Raw genomic sequence first — 16105 nt, forward strand, 5'->3', positions numbered from 1 at the left:
GGTCAGTCGGCCTCGGGCGTCCATCCCACCGCCTTCAGGCGCGCCGCGTCCGACGGGCGCCGCTCGTCGAACAGGACGTCCCCGGCGCTCTCCACCCGCAGACCGTCCACGAAGCATCCGCGCCCGACGTACAGCCGGTCCGTCGCGTACCGCCAGCGCAGGACGAGCTCCGGTGCGGCCGGGAGGCCGGCGGTGAGCCCGTGCCAGACGCGGCCGGAGAAGCCGGTGACCGAGCCCGACGGGTGCTGCTTCGGCGCCTGGCCGCGGCGGGACGTCGTGAAGGGCACGGGCAGCCAGTTCGTGCCCCCGTCGGCCGAGGCCTCCAGGGCCAGCGCGTCGGCCGTCGGCTCGGTGTCCCACCACAGCGCGCAGCGCAGCCGCGCCCGGCCGGCGGACGTGTCGAGCGCGGGGAGCGTGAGCGTCGCCGTCGTGGAGAGGGCCATACCGGAGAACCAGGCCGTGCGGCCCCGCGCGGGCCGGACCGGTACGGCCCGCGCCATGGTGTTGGCCGCGGCGACCCGGGGCGCCGACCCGAAACGCCAACTCCGCACCGGGTGGACGGAGTTGCCGAGGACGATGAGGAACGAGTCGGTCGTCGGGTCGAGTACCAGCGAGGTCCCCGTGAAACCGGTGTGCCCGGCCGTGCGCGGTGTGGCCATCGCGCCCATGTACCAGTGCTGGTAGAGCTCGAAGCCGAGGCCGTGCTCGTCCCCGGGGAAGGCGGTGTTGAAGTCGGTGAACATCCGCTCCACCGACTCCGGTCGCAGGATCCGGGCTCGTCCGTAGGCACCGCCGTTGAGCAGCGTGCGGCCGAGGACGGCGAGGTCCCAGGCGTCGGAGAAGACGCCCGCGTGGCCGGCGGCGCCGCCCAGGCTGAAGGCGTTCTCGTCGTGCACCTCGCCCCACACCAGACCGCGGTCGAGCCCGGACCACGGTGCGCGTGCGTCCTCCGTGGCCGCGATCTTCGGCCGCCAGGACGCGGGCGGGTTGTACCGGGTGCGGCGCAGGCCGAGCGGCCCGGTGATCTCGTCGCGCAGCAGGGTGTCCAGGGCGCGGCCGGTGATCCGTTCCAGCACGAGTTGCAGCGAGATGAGGTTCAGGTCCGAGTACAGGTACGCCGTGCCGGGCGCGCTGACCGGCTTCTCGTTCCAGATGAGCTGGAGCTTGTCCTCGTGGGTGGGCGCACTGTACAGCGGGATCCACGCGCGGAACCCCGAGGTGTGGGTGAGGAGCTGACGGATCGTGATGTCCTGCTTGCCCGCGCGTGCGAAATCCGGCAGGTAGGAGGCGACCTTGCCCTCCAGTTCCAGCGCGCCCCGCTCGATCTGCTGCACGGCCAGGATCGAGGTGAACAGCTTCGACACCGACGCCAGGTCGAACACCGTGTCCTCGGCCATCGGGATCTGTTCGTCCGGCGGGAACTCGACCCCGGTGTCGGTCTTCTCGTCGTAGGCCCGGTAGCGCACCGCCATGCCGATGGGCCGGTGCAGTGCGACGGTGCCGCCGCGGCCGGCGAGCAGGACGGCGCCCGCGTACCAGGGATGCCTGGGGGAGGGGCCGAGGAACGCCTCCGCGTCGGTGACGAGCCGGCGCAGGTGGGAGGGGAGCAGCCCGGCGCGTGCGGCGGAGCCGTGCCGCAGGACGGGGCGGCGGCCGGCCGCCGCCGGGGCGGCCTCGGCAGGTCCGGCGGGCAGCGGGGCGAGGGCCAGCGCACCGCCCAGGGCCAGTCCCGCTCTGCCCAGTTGACGCCGGGTCGGTCCGCTGTTCGCCGCTTCGTCGGTCACCGCGTACCCCTTCGCCTCTGCCGACTCGCATGTCCCCCGCAGTATGTCCGCCGCACGCCTTCGCCCATAGACCGCACGCGGGGGCCGACCGGGGCAACAATCTGACGGAGCATCAGGAAACCCCTTCCGTCCTCCGGAGGACTCCGGCATCCTGCGCCCATGCAGACGGAGCTGAGCCAGACCCTGGGAATCGAGCACGCCGTCTTCGGCTTCACACCGTTCCCCGCCGTCGCCGCGGCCATCAGCCGGGCGGGCGGCTTCGGCGTGCTCGGCGCGGTCCGCTACACCGCCCCCGACGAACTCAAACGCGACCTGGACTGGATCGAGGCACACGTCGGCGGCAGGCCGTACGGGCTGGACGTCGTGATGCCGGCGAAGAAGGTCGAGGGCGTCACCGAGGCGGACGTCGAGGCGATGATTCCTGAGGGGCACCGGCAGTTCGTCCGCGACACCCTCGCCCGGCACGGCGTCCCCGAACTCGCCCAGGACGAGGCGTCCGGCTGGCGCATCACCGGCTGGATGGAGCAGGTCGCCCGCAGCCAGCTGGACGTCGCCTTCGACTATCCGATCCGGCTCCTCGCCAACGCCCTCGGCTCCCCGCCCGCCGACGTCGTCGCCCGCGCCCACGACCGGGACGTCCTCGTCGCCGCCCTCGCCGGCAGTGCCCGGCACGCCGAGAAGCACCGGGACGCCGGGATCGACGTCGTCGTGGCGCAGGGCTACGAGGCGGGCGGCCACACCGGCGAGATCGCCTCCATGGTGCTCACCCCCGAAGTCGTCGACGCCGTGGCCCCCTTGCCCGTGCTGGCCGCCGGCGGCATCGGCAGCGGGCAGCAGGTGGCCGCCGCGCTCGCCCTCGGCGCCCAAGGGGTGTGGCTGGGGTCCCTATGGCTGACCACCACGGAAGCGGACCTCGGCTCACCCGCCCTGACCCGCAAACTGCTCGCGGCCGGATCCGGCGACACCGTGCGCTCCCGGGCGCTGACCGGCAAGCCCGCACGCCAGTTGCGCACCGAGTGGACCGACGCCTGGGACGACCCGGCCGGGCCCGGCACCCTGCCCATGCCCCTGCAGGGACTGCTGGTCGCCGAGGCCGTCTCACGCATCCAGAAGTACGAGATCGACGCGCTGCTCGGCACCCCGGTCGGGCAGATCGTCGGCCGGATGAACAGAGAACGCAGCGTCCAGGCCGTCTTCGACGACCTCACCCGCGGCTTCGAGGAGGCCGTGGACCGCGTCAACCGCGTCGCCGGAAGGAGCGGACCGTCGTGAGCACACCCCCCGTGGGCTTCTGGGCCCAGGCCACCGAGGATCCCCGCCGTACGGTTCTCGTCGCACCCGACGGCGAACCATGGACCGCCGGACGCCTGCACGCCGCCGCCAACCGGCTCGTGCACGGCCTGCGCGCGGCCGGACTGGAACGGGGCGACACCTTCGCCGTGGTCCTGCCCAACGGCGTCGAGTTCCTCACCGCGTACCTCGCCGCCAGCCAGGCCGGCTTCTACCTGGTTCCCGTCAACCACCATCTGGTCGGACCGGAGATCGCCTGGATCGTCTCCGACTCCGGCGCCAAGGTGCTCCTCGCCCACGAGCGCTTCGCCGACGCGGCCCGCGCCGCCGCCGACGAGGCCGGCCTGCCGGGCACCCACCGGTACGCCGTCGGCACGGCCGAGGGCTTCCGTCCGTACGCCGAACTCCTGGGCGGGCAACCGGAGTCGGCGCCCGCCGACCGCACGCTCGGCTGGGTCATGAACTACACCTCGGGCACCACCGGCCGCCCCCGCGGCATCCGCCGCCCGCTGCCCGGCAAGCCACCGGAGGAGGCCTACCTCGGCGGCTTCCTCGGCATCTTCGGCATCCGGCCGTTCGACGACAACGTGCACCTCGTGTGCTCACCGCTCTACCACACGGCCGTCCTGCAGTTCGCCGGCGCGTCCCTGCACATCGGCCACCGGCTGGTCCTCATGGACAAGTGGACGCCCCAGGAGATGCTCCGGCTCATCGACGCCCACCGCTGCACCCACACCCATATGGTCCCCACCCAGTTCCACCGCCTGCTGGCCCTGCCCGACGAGGTGAAGGACCGCTACGACGTCTCCTCCATGCGGCACGCCATTCACGGCGCCGCCCCCTGCCCGGACCACGTGAAGCGGGCCATGCTCGACTGGTGGGGCCCCTGTGTGGAGGAGTACTACGCGGCCAGTGAGGGCGGCGGCGCCTTCGCCACCGCCGAGGACTGGCTGAAGAAGCCCGGCACCGTCGGCAAGGCCTGGCCCATCAGCGAACTCGCGGTCTTCGACGACGACGGCAACCGGCTGCCGCCCGGTGAACTGGGCACCGTCTACATGAAGATGAACACCGGCGGTTTCTCGTACCACAAGGACGAGGCCAAGACCCGCAAGAACCGCATCGGTGACTTCTTCACCGTCGGTGACCTCGGACACCTCGACGAGGACGGCTACCTCTTCCTGCGCGACCGCAAGATCGACCTGATCATCTCCGGCGGGGTCAACATCTACCCGGCCGAGATCGAATCGGCCCTGCTCGCACACCCGGCCGTCGCGGACGCCGCCGTCTTCGGCATCCCGCACGACGACTGGGGCGAAGAGGTCAAGGCGGTCGTGGAACCGGCCCCCGGGCACCGGCCCGGGCCCGCCCTCGCGGCCGACCTCCTCGACCACTGCGCCCACCGGCTCGCCGGGTACAAACGGCCCAGGAGCGTCGACTTCATCACCGAGATGCCCCGCGACCCCAACGGCAAGCTCTACAAGCGGAGGCTGCGGGAGCCGTACTGGGAGGGCCGGACCCGGCCGGTGTGAGCCCGCGCCCCACCGCCGCCGGCGCGGGGGCCGCCCGCGCCCGGACCGGAGCGGTCCCGTCCCCGCCCGCCCGGGGGTCCTTGACCTCCCCGGGCGGTGAACCGAGGATCATGTGTCATGACGACGCCCGGACATGGCAGCACGGTCGACGGAGTCCTGCGGCGCAGCGCCCGCCGCACACCGGCGCGCGTCGCCGTGGAGTACGCCGAGCGGACCTGGACGTACGACGAACTCGACACCGCCGTCTCCCGGGCGGCGAGCGTCCTGCTTGGTGAGGGACTGAAGCCCGGGGACCGGGTCGGCGCCTACGGCCACAACTCCGACGCCTATCTCATCGCCTTCCTGGCCTGCGCCCGGGCGGGTCTGGTGCACGTGCCCGTCAACCAGAACCTGACCGGCGACGACCTCGCGTACATCCTCGGCCAGTCCGGATGCGCCCTGGTCCTCACCGACCCCGACCTCGCCGGTCGACTGCCGGGCGGCGTACGGACGTTGCCCCTGCGCGACGCCGACGACTCCTTGCTCGCACGGCTGCCCGGGGCACCGGCCCACGACGGCCCCGAGCCGCGCGGCGACGACCTCGTGCAACTGCTGTACACCTCCGGGACGACCGCCCTGCCCAAGGGCGCGATGATGACGCACCGGGCCCTGGTGCACGAGTACCTCAGCGCGATCACCGCCCTCGACCTCAGCGCGGGGGACCGCCCCGTGCACTCCCTGCCGCTCTACCACTCGGCGCAGATGCATGTGTTCCTGCTGCCCTGCCTCGCCGTCGGCGCGACGAACATCATCCTCGACGCGCCGGACGGCGACCGGCTCTTCGACCTGATCGAATCGGGCCGCGCGGACAGCCTGTTCGCGCCGCCCACCGTCTGGATCGCCCTGTCCCACCGCCCCGACTTCGCCACCCGCGATCTCGGCGGACTGCGCAAGGCCTACTACGGTGCGTCGATCATGCCGGTCCCGGTCCTCGAACGCCTCCGCGAGCGCCTGCCGGAGCTGGCCTTCTACAACTGCTTCGGCCAGAGCGAGATCGGTCCGCTGGCCATGGTGCTCGCGCCCGGCGAACACAAGGGCCGCATGGACTCCTGCGGCCGGCCCGTCCTGTTCGTGGACGCCCGCGTGGTCGACGAGGACGGCAAGGACGTACCCGACGGCACCCCCGGCGAGATCGTCTACCGCTCTCCCCAACTGTGCGAGGGCTACTGGGACAAGCCCGAGGAGACCGCGGCGGCCTTCCGCGACGGCTGGTTCCGCTCCGGTGACCTCGCGGTCCGCGACGCGCACGGCTACTACACGATCGTCGACCGGGTGAAGGACGTCATCAACTCCGGTGGCGTCGTCATCGCCTCACGCCAGGTCGAGGACGCGCTGTACACCCACCCGCGGGTGGCCGAGGCCGCGGTCGTGGGCCTGCCGGACGAGCGCTGGATCGAGGCGGTGACGGCCGTCGTCGTCCCCCGCGGCGACGTCTCCGAGGCGGAACTGATCGCCCACGTCCGCGAGCACCTGGCCCCCTTCAAGGCACCGAAGCGGGTGGTGTTCGTGACGGAACTCCCGCGCAACGCCAGCGGGAAGATCCTCAAGCGGCAACTGCGCGACGACCTCGGGCACGGCTAGCACGCGCACGGGCCGGGAATCCCGGTTGTGCCGGACCGGCCCCGGGCCCCAGGATCGACGGCATGCCGATCTTCCGTGCCCCGGACGGGACCCGACTCGCCTTCCACCTGCGCGGCGAGGGCGAACCCCTCGTCGTGCTGCCCGGCGGGCCCATGCGGGCCTCCTCCTACCTGGGCACCCTGGGCGGTCTGGACGCCCACCGGCAGTTGGTCCTGCTCGACCTGCGGGGCACGGGGGAGTCCGGGACACCGGCGGATCCGGCGACGTACCGCTGTGACCGGCTCGTGGACGACGTCGAGGCGCTGCGACGGCATCTGGGCCTGGAACGGATGGACGTGGTGGCGCACTCGGCGGGCGGGAGTCTCGCCCTGCTGTACGCGGCGCGGTATCCACGACGGGTGGGGCGGCTGGCGCTGGTCACCGCCACTCCATGGGCGCTGGGCCGGCCGGCGACGGCCGAGGACCGGCTGGCGGCCGCCCGGATGCGGGCCTCGGAACCCTGGTTCGCGGACGCCTTCCCGGCGTTCGAGGCCTGGCTCGACGGCACGGGAGACTTCGACCCGGTCTTCCTCCCGTTCTTCTACGGCCGTTGGGACGACACCGCCCGGGCCCACGCCGACCGCGAGGAAGCCGAGACCAACGATGCCGCGGCGGACGTCTACGGTGCCGAGGGCGCCTACGACCCGGAGGCGACCCGGAGCGCGCTGGCCCGGGTGACGGCCCCCGTGCTCGTCCTGGCCGGTGGAGCCGACGGCGGCCCGGCACCTGCCCTGGCCCGCCGCGTCGCCGACGTCTTCCCGAAGGCCGAGTTCGTGGTGCAGCCGGGCGCCGGACACTACCCCTGGCTCGACGACCCGCAGTGGTTCACCCGGCGTATGTCCGCCTTCTTCGCCTGACCTCCGCCCACGGCTTCAGCTGTCGGCTGAGCACCCCCGGGCCGGCAGCGCCCGCGCCTGCCGTGCCCGGCATGGACACACCACTGCGTACCGTACGGGCGAAAGGCATCACCCAGGTCTACCGCGTCCAGGGGCCGCGGGACGCGCCGCCCCTGGTGCTCCTGCACGCCCGCGGGGCCGACGGCGCCGACCGGGCGGAGATCGCCCCCGCCCTGGCCGCCGCACCCCGCCGGGTGTACGCCCCGACCTGCGCGGGCACGGCCGCAGCGACCGGCTCGGCGGCCATGCGTACGAGACCATGCGCGACGACATCCATGCCCTCCTCGGGGCGCTGGGCATCGACCGGGCCGACGTCGTGGGCCACTCACTGGGCGGCGCCGTCGCCTGCCTGCTCGCCCAGCACAGCCCGGCGCTCGTACGGCGACTCGTCCTGGAGGACGTGCCCGAGCCCTTCCCGCTGGACACCCCCCGCCCACCCGCCCAACGGCCCGGCGGGGATCTGCCGTACGACTGGGCGATGATCCTCGCCACCGATGAACAGCGCAATGCCCCGAACCCCGTGGGGTGGCACCACATGGGGCGGATCACCATGCCCACGCTGCTGATCGGTGGAGGACCGAGCAGCCCGATCCCGCCGGAGCAGATCGCCGCGCTCGCCGGGCTGCTGCCCGACGCCCGGCACATCGCCGTGGACGCCGGGCACCTCGTGCACGAGACCCGGCCGCGGGAGTTCCTCGCGGCCGTCGAGGAGTTCCTCAGCCCTGCGGACCGTACGCCGTCATGAAGCGGTCGCGGAACCGGTTCATGCCCCACCGGGGCGCGTCCTCGGCCGGCTTGAGCCCGTCCGTCCAGCCCCAGTCGGCGACCCGGTCCAGGACCTTCTTGTCGTGAGCGACGATCGTCACCGGCACGTCCCTGCCGGTGTCCCCGGCGAGGACGGTCGGCACCGGCTGGTGGTCGCCGAGGAACACCAGCACCGTGTCGTCGTCGCCGTAGCGCTCGACCCACTCGGTCAGGCTGCGGATCGAGTACTCGATGGCCTTGCGGTACTCGGCGCGCACCTTCTCCGGGTCCTTCCAGACCTCGGTGGGGTCGGTGCCCTCCTTCTTGATCCGGTGGAACACCGAGCCGTCGCCGAGGTCCTCCCAGTCGATCATGTGGGCGATGGGCGACCAGGGGTTGTGGCTGGAGGCCAGGATGATCTCGGCCATGATCGGCTCGCGGTCCTTCCTGCCGTGCTCCAGGCGCTGGAAGGCCTCCATGCTGAACTGGTCGGGCACGGGCGTCCAGCTGAAGTAGGGCCCGTGGTAGCCGAGGTGCTCGGAGTCGTAGATGTGGTCCAGGCCGAAGAACTTCCCCTCCGGCCAGGCGCGGCGCACCCCCGGCACGATGCCGACGGTCCGCCAGGCACCGGTCTTGCCGAAGTACTTCGTCAGCGTCATGCGGTCGCTCGTGGTCAGACTGCGGTACCGCTGCTGGTTCTTGATCCACAGTCCGGACAGGAACGTCGAGTGGGCGAGCCAGCTGCCCGCGCCCGTCACCGGCGACTGCAGCCAGCCGCTGCGCGACTCGAAACCGGCCGCCTTCAGCCTGCCGGTGCCCTCCTTAAGCACGGCGTCGGTCTGCTCGGCCATCGCCGGGTCGTCGATCGCGACCCGGCCGTAGCTCTCGATGAACGTGAACAGCACGTCCTTGCCGCGCAGTCCGGTGAGCAACTGATCGGGCGGTGTGTTCGCGAAGGCGTCCACCGCGGCCTGCTTCTCGAAGACCCGGGCGTCGCGCAGCCCCGCGCGCACCTGGTCCACGCGGTTGCCCACGAACTCGGCGTTGCCCTTGGTGGCGACGGGCACGGTGCCGATCTGCACGCCCAGCGTCATGCAGGTGATCCACGCCGTGCCGAGGATCAGGATCGTGCGGCCGGCGACCGGCCGGTGCCGGACCATCAGGTTCGTCAGCCGCACCACCGCCAGGGTGGTGAGCACGAGCAGCGCGACGAACAGCACGATCACCCCGGCCACGGCCAGCACCTGGCCGGTGCGCCCGAACGTCTCCCTCAGGAAGTCCGTGCCGTTCTGGATCAGGATCCAGTCCAGGACCAGGTCGAACGGCCGGGCCAGGATCTGGTAGAAGCCCATGTCGACGAACTTCAGGACCGTGAGCAGCCCGAGGAAGGCGCCCGCGACCACCGACGTGATCCGGCGGGGTTTCGGCGGCAGGGCGAGCAGCAGGCCCGCCAGCAGCACGCCCTCGGCGGGGATGCGCACGAACGACGCGAACTCGATGCGCTCGATGCGGTTCGGCACCAGCAGCGCGAACAGCACCAGGGCTCCGGCCAGCACGGTCGTGCCGAGGGAGACGCCCCGCGCCGTGCGGGGGTAGCGGTGCCGCCAGCCGAACCAGCCGGGCTTCGTCGCCGGGGGCTGCTGTGCCGGGACGGCGTTCTCAGGGGCGTCGTCGGTGGCGGTGCTGTCCGCCGGATCCGGCGTGCCGGTGTCTCCATCGGGTTTCGCCCCGCCCTCGGCCGTGTCGTCCGAAAGCTGACGGGAGCGAGTGAAGAGCGACACCCGGTGGTCCTTCCGTGCGGTCTTGCGATGGCATGCCGGACAGAGCCCGCGTGGGCCCGTCTGCCACCACCAGTACGTCCGCACGTCACCTTAGGTTCAATGTCCCGCCCGGAGAATCACCCGTCCGCCGTCACCGCCACCTCCCGCGCCCACCGGTAGTCCGCCTTGCCGCTCGGCGACCGCCGGATCGACTCGGTGATCACCAGCTGGCGCGGGATCTTGTAGCCGGCCAGCCGGTCGCGGCAGTGCGTCCGGATGTCCTCCAGCGACGGCCGCGCCGCGCCCCGGCGCAACTGCACCACGGCCGCCACGTGGTGGCCCCACTGCGGGTCCGGCACCCCGGCCACCAGCGCGTCGTAGACGTCGGGGTGGGACTTGAGGGCCTGCTCGACCTCCTCCGGATACACCTTCTCGCCGCCGGTGTTGATGCACTGCGAGCCACGGCCGAGGACGGTGACCACGCCGTCCTCGTCGACGGTGGCCATGTCGCCGAGCAGCACCCACCGCACGCCGTCCCTGACGAAGAAGGTCGCGGCGGTCTTGACCGGGTCGTTGTAGTAGCCGAGCGGCACGTGTCCGCACTGCGCGATCCGGCCCACCTCGCCGGGTGCCACCGGCGTGTACGTGACCGGGTCGACCACCTGGGTACGGGAGTTGACCCGCACCCGGAAGCCCCGCTCGGGCCCGGAGTCCTCGGTCGCCGTTCCGTTGAAGCCCGACTCCGACGAGCCGAAGTTGTTCAGCAGCACGGCGTTCGGCACCAGCTCCCGGAACTGCCGGCGCACCGTGTCCGACATGATCGCGCCGGACGACGACACGCTGAACAGCGACGAGCGGTCGATGTCCCGCAGCGGCCCGCTCAGCGCATCGACCAGCGGCCGCAGCATGGCGTCCCCCACCAGCGAGATGCTGCTGACCCTCTCCTTCTCCACGGTCCGCAGCACCTCCTCGGGCACGAACTTGCGGTGGATCACGACCCGCTGCCCGAAGTTGAAGCCGATGAACGCCGTGAGGGTGGACGTGCCGTGCATCAGCGGCGCCGTCGGGAAGAACGTGATCCCCGTCCCGCCGGCCGCGACCCGCTCGGCGAGTTCCTCCGGCTTCTTCACCGGCTCCCCGGTCGGGGCGCCCCCGCCGAGCCCCGCGAAGAACAGATCCTCCTGCCGCCACATCACGCCCTTGGGCATCCCGGTCGTACCGCCGGTGTAGATGATGAACTGGTCGTCGCCCGAGCGGGCCGGGAAACCCCGCCCGGCCGCTCCCGCCGACTCCACCTGCGTGAACTCCACACAGGGCAGTTCCGCGGCCCCCGGCGCGGGCGCACCCACCCGGATCAGCTGCCGCAGCTTCTCCGCCCGCGGCCGCGCCGCCGCCACCCGGTCCGTGAACTCGGCGTCGAAGACCAGCGCCGTCAGATCGGCGTCCCGGTAGAGGTACACCAACTCCTCTTCGACGTACCGGTAGTTGACATTGACCGGCACGATCCGCGCCTTCAGACATCCGAGCACGGTCTGCAGGTACTCCACGCCGTTGTAGAGGTGGAGCCCCAGGTGCTCCCCGGGGCGTATCCCGCTGTCGAGCAGATGGTGACCGACACGGTTGGCCGCGGCGTCCAGCTCGGAGTAGGTCAGGCGGCGCTCGGCGCCCGTGCCGGGGTGGTCGGCGTACACCAGCGCCTCACGGCCGGGCACGACGTCGACGACCGACTCGAACAGGTCGGCAAGGTTGTACTCCACCGCTCCTCCTGACCCCGGGCGTGCCTGGCATCGGACGGTTCGCCGGTCATCAGAGCAAAGGGCGGTCCAACTGTGAAGGGTCCACGCGAAAGAATCTGACTGTCTGTCAGAAAACCCTTGAAGTGCCTCCCGCACTACTGCAACCTGTTCTCGTTCCTTGAGAGGGGAGTTCGCCATGGGCGGGATGGAACACCTCACCGTGCAGCGCGAAGGCGCCACACTGGTGCTCACGCTCAACAGGCCCGAAGCCAGGAACGCGCTCTCGCTGCCGATGCTCGTCGGCCTCCACGACGGGTGGCTGGAGGCCGACGCGGACGACTCGGTCCGCTCGATCGTCCTCACCGGCGCGGGCGGCTCGTTCTGCTCCGGCATGGACCTCAAGGCGCTCGCCGGGAACGGCATGGCGGGCGAGGAGTACCGGGACCGGCTCAAGGCCGATCCGGAACTGCACTGGAAGGCGATGCTGCGCCACCACCGCCCACGCAAGCCGGTCATCGCCGCCGTCGAGGGGCACTGCGTCGCGGGCGGCACCGAGATGCTCCAGGGCACCGACATCCGCGTCGCCGCCGAGTCCGCCACCTTCGGCCTGTTCGAAGTGCGGCGCGGCCTGTTCCCCATCGGCGGCTCCACCGTCCGCCTGCCACGCCAGATCCCGCGCACCCACGCCCTGGAGATGCTCCTCACCGGCCGCCCCTACAGCGCCCGCGAGGCCCTCGCCATCGGCCTGATCGGCCACGTCGTCCCCGACGGCACGGCACGCGACAGGGCGCTGGAGATCGCCGAACAGATCAACACCTGCGGCCCGCTGGCCGTGGAAGCCGTCAAGGCCTCCGTGTACGAGAGCGCCGAGATGACCGAGTCCGACGGCCTCGCCGCCGAACTCACCCGCGGCTGGCCCGTCTTCGACACCGCCGACGCCAAGGAGGGCGCCCGCGCCTTCGCGGAGAAGCGACCACCCGTCTACAAGCGCGCGTGACGCCGCGCCGGCCCTAGCAGGTCCAAAGCCGCGGGGCGTCGGTGGCCGAGCGCGCAGTTCCCCGCGCCCCTGAGGGGGCGCGCCCCGTGCACGCCGATCTCGAAGGAGGCAGGCCCTCGATGTCCGCAGTTCTCAAGGCGCCGCTCGTCGTCGAATTCCCCTTCACCCGCTCCCTCGGGCCCGTCCAGAGCGCCTTCCTGACCGGCCTGCGCGAACGCGTCGTCCTCGGCGTCCGCACCCGCGACGACCGGGTCCTCGTCCCGCCCGTCGAGTACGACCCCGTCACCGCGGACGAACTCCGGGACCTCGTCGAGGTCGCCCCCACCGGCACGGTCACCACCTGGGCCTGGAACCCCGCCCCCCGCCGCGGCCAGCCCCTCACCACCCCCTTCGCCTGGGTCCTGGTCCGCCTCGACGGCGCCGACACCGCCCTCCTGCACGCCCTCGACGCCCCCGGCCCCACGGCCGTCCGCACCGGCATGCCGGTCCGCATCCGCTGGGCGGACGAACGCACCGGCGCCATCACCGACATCGCCTGCTTCGAGCCCCACGACGGCCACCGGGCCGAACCGGCGGGCCACACCGGAGAGTTCGAGGACCCCGTCACCGGCATCGTCGCCGAGGCGCGCCTCGACTACACCTACTCGCCCGGCCGCGCCCAGACCGCCTACATCAACGCCCTCTCCGGCCGGCGGACCGTCGGTGAGCGCTGCCCGTCCTGCCGCAAGGTGTACGTCCCGCCGAGGGGCGCGTGCCCCACCTGCGGCGTGGCCACGTCCGAGCAGGTCGAGGTGGGCCCGCGCGGCACCGTCACGACGTTCTGCATCGTCAACATCAAGGCGAAGAACCTCGACATCGAGGTGCCTTACGTCTACGCCCACATCGCCCTCGACGGCGCCGGCCTCGCCCTGCACGGCCGGATCGGCGGCATCCCCTACGACGAGGTCCGCATGGGGCTGCGGGTCGAGCCCGTGTGGACCGAGGGAGCCCGCTACCCCGACCACTACCGGCCCACGGGCGAACCCGACGCGGACTACGACACCTACAAGGAGCTGCTGTGACGAGCGCACCGCGGGAACGCGAGATCGCCGTCGTCGCTTTCGCCCAGACCGACCACCGGCGCACCAGCGACGACCTCTCCGAGGTCGAGATGCTGATGCCGGTACTGCACGAGGTCCTCGACCGGACCGGTCTGAAGACCGCCGACATCGACTTCACCTGCTCCGGCTCCAGCGACTACCTCGCCGGCCGCGCCTTCTCCTTCACCCTCGCCCTCGACGGCGTCGGCGCCTGGCCGCCGATCTCCGAGTCGCACGTCGAGATGGACGGCGCCTGGGCCCTGTACGAGGCCTGGACGAAACTCCTCACCGGGGACGCCGACACCGCCCTCGTCTACGCGTACGGCAAGTCCTCGCCCGGCTCGGTCCGCGACGTCCTCACCCGCCAGCTCGACCCCTACTACGTGGCACCCCTGTGGCCCGACTCCGTGGCCCTCGCCGCCCTCCAGGCGCAGGCCCTCATCGACGCGGGCAGCGCCGACGAGCCCGCCCTCGCCGCCATCGCCTCCCGCAACCGCGCGGCGGCGACCACCAACCCGCACGCCCAGCTGCGCGGCCCCGTGCCGCAGGGCGGCTACCTCGTCCAGCCCCTGCGCACCGGCGACTGCCCGCCCATCGGCGACGGGGCCGCCGCCGTGCTCCTCGCGGCGGGGGACCGGGCCCGGGAACTGTGCGCGCGCCCCGCCTGGATCCGCGGCATCGACCACCGCATCGAGGCCCACGGCCTCGGGGTGCGCGACCTGACCGACTCACCGTCCGCCCGCCTCGCCGCCGAGCGCGCCGGAGCGTTCGAGCGGCCCGTCGACACCGCGGAACTGCACGCGCCCTTCACCGCGCAGGAGATCGTCCTGCGCAAGGCCCTCCGGCTGGGCGAGGACGTGCACGTCAACCCCTCCGGGGGAGCGCTCGCCGCCCACCCGATCATGGCCGCCGGTCTCATCCGCATCGGCGAGGCCGCCGCCCGCATCCACCGCGGCGCGTCCGACCGCGCCCTCGCCCACGCCACGTCCGGCCCCTGCCTCCAGCAGAACCTGGTCGCCGTACTCGAAGGGGAACCCCGATGAGCAAGGAGCCCGTGGCCGTCGTCGGCATCGGCCAGACCAGGCACGTCGCGGCACGCCGGGACGTCTCCCTCGCGGGACTGGTCCGGGAGGCGGCGCGACGCGCCCTCCAGGACGCCGAGTTGACCTGGGCCGACGTCGACGCCGTCGTGATCGGCAAGGCGCCCGACTTCTTCGAGGGCGTCATGATGCCGGAGCTCTACCTCGCCGACGCCCTCGGCGCCGTCGGCAAACCCATGCTCCGCGTCCACACCGCCGGCTCCGTCGGCGGATCCACCGCGCTCGTCGCGGCGAACCTCGTCGCCGCCCGCGTCCACGGCACGGTCCTCACCCTCGCCTTCGAAAAGCAGTCCGAGTCGAACGCCATGTGGGGCCTGTCCCTGCCCATCCCCTTCCAGCAGCCCCTGCTGGCCGGGGCCGGGGGCTTCTTCGCACCGCACATCCGCGCCTACATGCGCCGCAGCGGCGCACCCGAGACCATCGGGGCCCTCGTCGCCTACAAGGACCGCCGCAACGCCCTCAAGAACCCCTACGCCCACCTGCACGAACACGACATCACCCTCGACAGGGTCATGTCCTCGCCGATGCTGTGGGACCCGATCCGCTACTCGGAGACCTGCCCCTCCTCCGACGGCGCCTGCGCCATGATCCTCACCGACCGCGCCGGTGCCGACCGGGCCCCACGCCCACCCGCCTGGATGCTGGGCGGCGCCATGCGCAGCGAACCGACCCTCTTCGCCGGCAAGGACTTCGTCTCCCCGCAGGCCGGCCGGGACTGCGCGGCCGACGTCTACCGGCAGGCCGGCATCACCGACCCCCGCCGTGAGATCGACGCCGCCGAGATCTACGTGCCGTTCTCCTGGTACGAACCCATGTGGCTGGAGAACCTCGGCTTCGCCGGCGAGGGCGAGGGCTGGAAGCTCACCGAGGCGGGCGTGACCGAACTGGACGGGGACCTGCCCGTCAACATGTCGGGCGGTGTGCTGTCCACCAACCCCATCGGGGCCTCCGGCATGATCCGCTTCGCGGAGGCGGCGCTCCAGGTGCGGGGGCAGGCCGGAGAACACCAGGTGGACGGGGCCCGCCGGGTCCTCGGACACGCCTACGGCGGCGGATCGCAGTTCTTCTCGATGTGGCTCGTGGGCGACCGTTCCCCGGAGTCCTGAAAGGTCCCCCTCACGTGCCCTGTTGGCCGTGGGACACGATCGCTAGGCTGGCCGCGGACGACGAATCGGGAGGAGCACCGACGTGGCCGAGACCACCACCCAGCAGCGCCCGCTCGCAGGCTGGGACAAGCCGGAGCTTGACCTCACGGACGCACAGTGGCAGTCCAGCAGCCGGGGGCGGGGGGATGTGCAGATCGCCTTCGTGGAGGGCTTCATCGCCATGCGCAACAGCGCCCGCCCGGAGAGCCCTTCGCTGATCTTCACCCCCGCCGAATGGGGCGCGTTCGTGTCAGGAGCGCGGGAAGGGGAGTTCGACCTCACCTGACGACGGGACGAACCGTTCCGGACGGCCGCGACCCGACGGCCGATCCGGGGGTGTTCCGCCCCCGTTTCCGGACACGCGACCGGAGGCATCTTCCCGGAGC

The 16105-nt window shown here is 72.2% G+C and carries 13 protein-coding genes; 10 read left to right on the forward strand and 3 right to left on the reverse strand.

Translation table 11 applies throughout. From position 1 onward, the window contains the following. Nucleotides 1-2: 2 nt before the first annotated feature. Nucleotides 3-1784: a serine hydrolase gene (locus ACFZDI_RS08470; RefSeq protein WP_391248728.1), complete on the reverse strand. Its 1782-nt coding sequence runs from the start codon at nucleotides 1782-1784 to the stop codon at nucleotides 3-5. A 159-nt stretch (nucleotides 1785-1943) separates the two neighbouring features. Between ACFZDI_RS08470 and ACFZDI_RS08475 the strand changes: the two genes are divergently transcribed. From ACFZDI_RS08475 to ACFZDI_RS08495, 5 genes are all read left to right on the forward strand, one after another. Then, a complete protein-coding gene (locus ACFZDI_RS08475; RefSeq protein ID WP_391248730.1) occupies nucleotides 1944-3056 on the forward strand; it encodes a nitronate monooxygenase in 1113 nt (370 codons plus the stop codon). Further along, entirely contained in the window at nucleotides 3053-4603 is a 1551-nt protein-coding gene (locus ACFZDI_RS08480) for an acyl-CoA synthetase (protein WP_234850267.1), read from the forward strand. Before ACFZDI_RS08475 ends, ACFZDI_RS08480 begins: the two co-directional genes overlap by 4 nt. 117 nt (nucleotides 4604-4720) lie before the next feature. Further along, complete coding sequence (locus tag ACFZDI_RS08485; RefSeq protein ID WP_391248734.1) at nucleotides 4721-6223, forward strand: fatty acyl-CoA synthetase; 1503 nt, start codon at nucleotides 4721-4723, stop codon at nucleotides 6221-6223. A gap of 62 nt (nucleotides 6224-6285) precedes the next feature. Further along, nucleotides 6286-7119, forward strand: a complete 834-nt coding sequence (locus ACFZDI_RS08490) for an alpha/beta fold hydrolase (protein ID WP_391248736.1) — start codon at nucleotides 6286-6288, stop codon at nucleotides 7117-7119. Nucleotides 7120-7366: 247 nt separating this feature from the next. Continuing rightward, nucleotides 7367-7903, forward strand: coding sequence for an alpha/beta fold hydrolase (locus ACFZDI_RS08495; RefSeq protein ID WP_391249509.1), 537 nt, complete (start codon nucleotides 7367-7369; stop codon nucleotides 7901-7903). Here the strand turns inward: ACFZDI_RS08495 and ACFZDI_RS08500 are convergent. Next, nucleotides 7875-9683, reverse strand: coding sequence for a sulfatase (locus ACFZDI_RS08500; protein ID WP_391248737.1), 1809 nt, complete (start codon nucleotides 9681-9683; stop codon nucleotides 7875-7877). The genes ACFZDI_RS08495 and ACFZDI_RS08500 overlap by 29 nt on opposite strands. A gap of 116 nt (nucleotides 9684-9799) precedes the next feature. Then, nucleotides 9800-11419, reverse strand: coding sequence for an AMP-binding protein (locus ACFZDI_RS08505; RefSeq protein ID WP_391248739.1), 1620 nt, complete (start codon nucleotides 11417-11419; stop codon nucleotides 9800-9802). Between the two features lie 175 nt (nucleotides 11420-11594). Between ACFZDI_RS08505 and ACFZDI_RS08510 the strand changes: the two genes are divergently transcribed. The 5 genes from ACFZDI_RS08510 to ACFZDI_RS08530 all read left to right on the forward strand — a co-directional run bounded on the left by ACFZDI_RS08510 (nucleotide 11595) and on the right by ACFZDI_RS08530 (nucleotide 16005). Next, nucleotides 11595-12395, forward strand: coding sequence for a crotonase/enoyl-CoA hydratase family protein (locus tag ACFZDI_RS08510; RefSeq protein WP_391248741.1), 801 nt, complete (start codon nucleotides 11595-11597; stop codon nucleotides 12393-12395). Between the two features lie 119 nt (nucleotides 12396-12514). Beyond that, nucleotides 12515-13456, forward strand: coding sequence for an OB-fold domain-containing protein (locus ACFZDI_RS08515; RefSeq protein WP_391248743.1), 942 nt, complete (start codon nucleotides 12515-12517; stop codon nucleotides 13454-13456). Beyond that, nucleotides 13453-14517 (forward strand): thiolase domain-containing protein, encoded by a 1065-nt coding sequence (locus tag ACFZDI_RS08520; protein ID WP_391248745.1) that lies wholly within the window; start codon nucleotides 13453-13455, stop codon nucleotides 14515-14517. The genes ACFZDI_RS08515 and ACFZDI_RS08520 overlap by 4 nt, the downstream gene beginning before the upstream one ends. Continuing rightward, the gene (locus tag ACFZDI_RS08525) at nucleotides 14514-15680 is read left to right on the forward strand and encodes a thiolase domain-containing protein (protein ID WP_391248747.1); all 1167 of its coding nucleotides are present in this window, start codon (nucleotides 14514-14516) and stop codon (nucleotides 15678-15680) included. The genes ACFZDI_RS08520 and ACFZDI_RS08525 overlap by 4 nt, the downstream gene beginning before the upstream one ends. A gap of 82 nt (nucleotides 15681-15762) precedes the next feature. After that, nucleotides 15763-16005 (forward strand): DUF397 domain-containing protein, encoded by a 243-nt coding sequence (locus ACFZDI_RS08530; protein WP_234848283.1) that lies wholly within the window; start codon nucleotides 15763-15765, stop codon nucleotides 16003-16005. The last annotated feature ends 100 nt before the right edge of the window (nucleotides 16006-16105 follow it).

The organism is Streptomyces sp. NPDC007907, from assembly GCF_042959365.1.
In the GTDB taxonomy this organism is placed as follows: domain Bacteria; phylum Actinomycetota; class Actinomycetes; order Streptomycetales; family Streptomycetaceae; genus Streptomyces; species Streptomyces indiaensis.

Excerpts from the sequence above, each read along its gene's own strand:
- ACFZDI_RS08525 (WP_391248747.1), top strand. The coding sequence starts at position 14,514 with ATGAGCAAGGAGCCCGTGGCCGTCGTCGGCATCGGCCAGACCAGGCAC.
- ACFZDI_RS08475 (WP_391248730.1), top strand. The coding sequence starts at position 1,944 with ATGCAGACGGAGCTGAGCCAGACCCTGGGAATCGAGCACGCCGTCTTC.
- ACFZDI_RS08510 (WP_391248741.1), top strand. The coding sequence starts at position 11,595 with ATGGGCGGGATGGAACACCTCACCGTGCAGCGCGAAGGCGCCACACTG.
- ACFZDI_RS08490 (WP_391248736.1), top strand. The coding sequence starts at position 6,286 with ATGCCGATCTTCCGTGCCCCGGACGGGACCCGACTCGCCTTCCACCTG.
- ACFZDI_RS08515 (WP_391248743.1), top strand. The coding sequence starts at position 12,515 with ATGTCCGCAGTTCTCAAGGCGCCGCTCGTCGTCGAATTCCCCTTCACC.
- ACFZDI_RS08485 (WP_391248734.1), top strand. The coding sequence starts at position 4,721 with ATGACGACGCCCGGACATGGCAGCACGGTCGACGGAGTCCTGCGGCGC.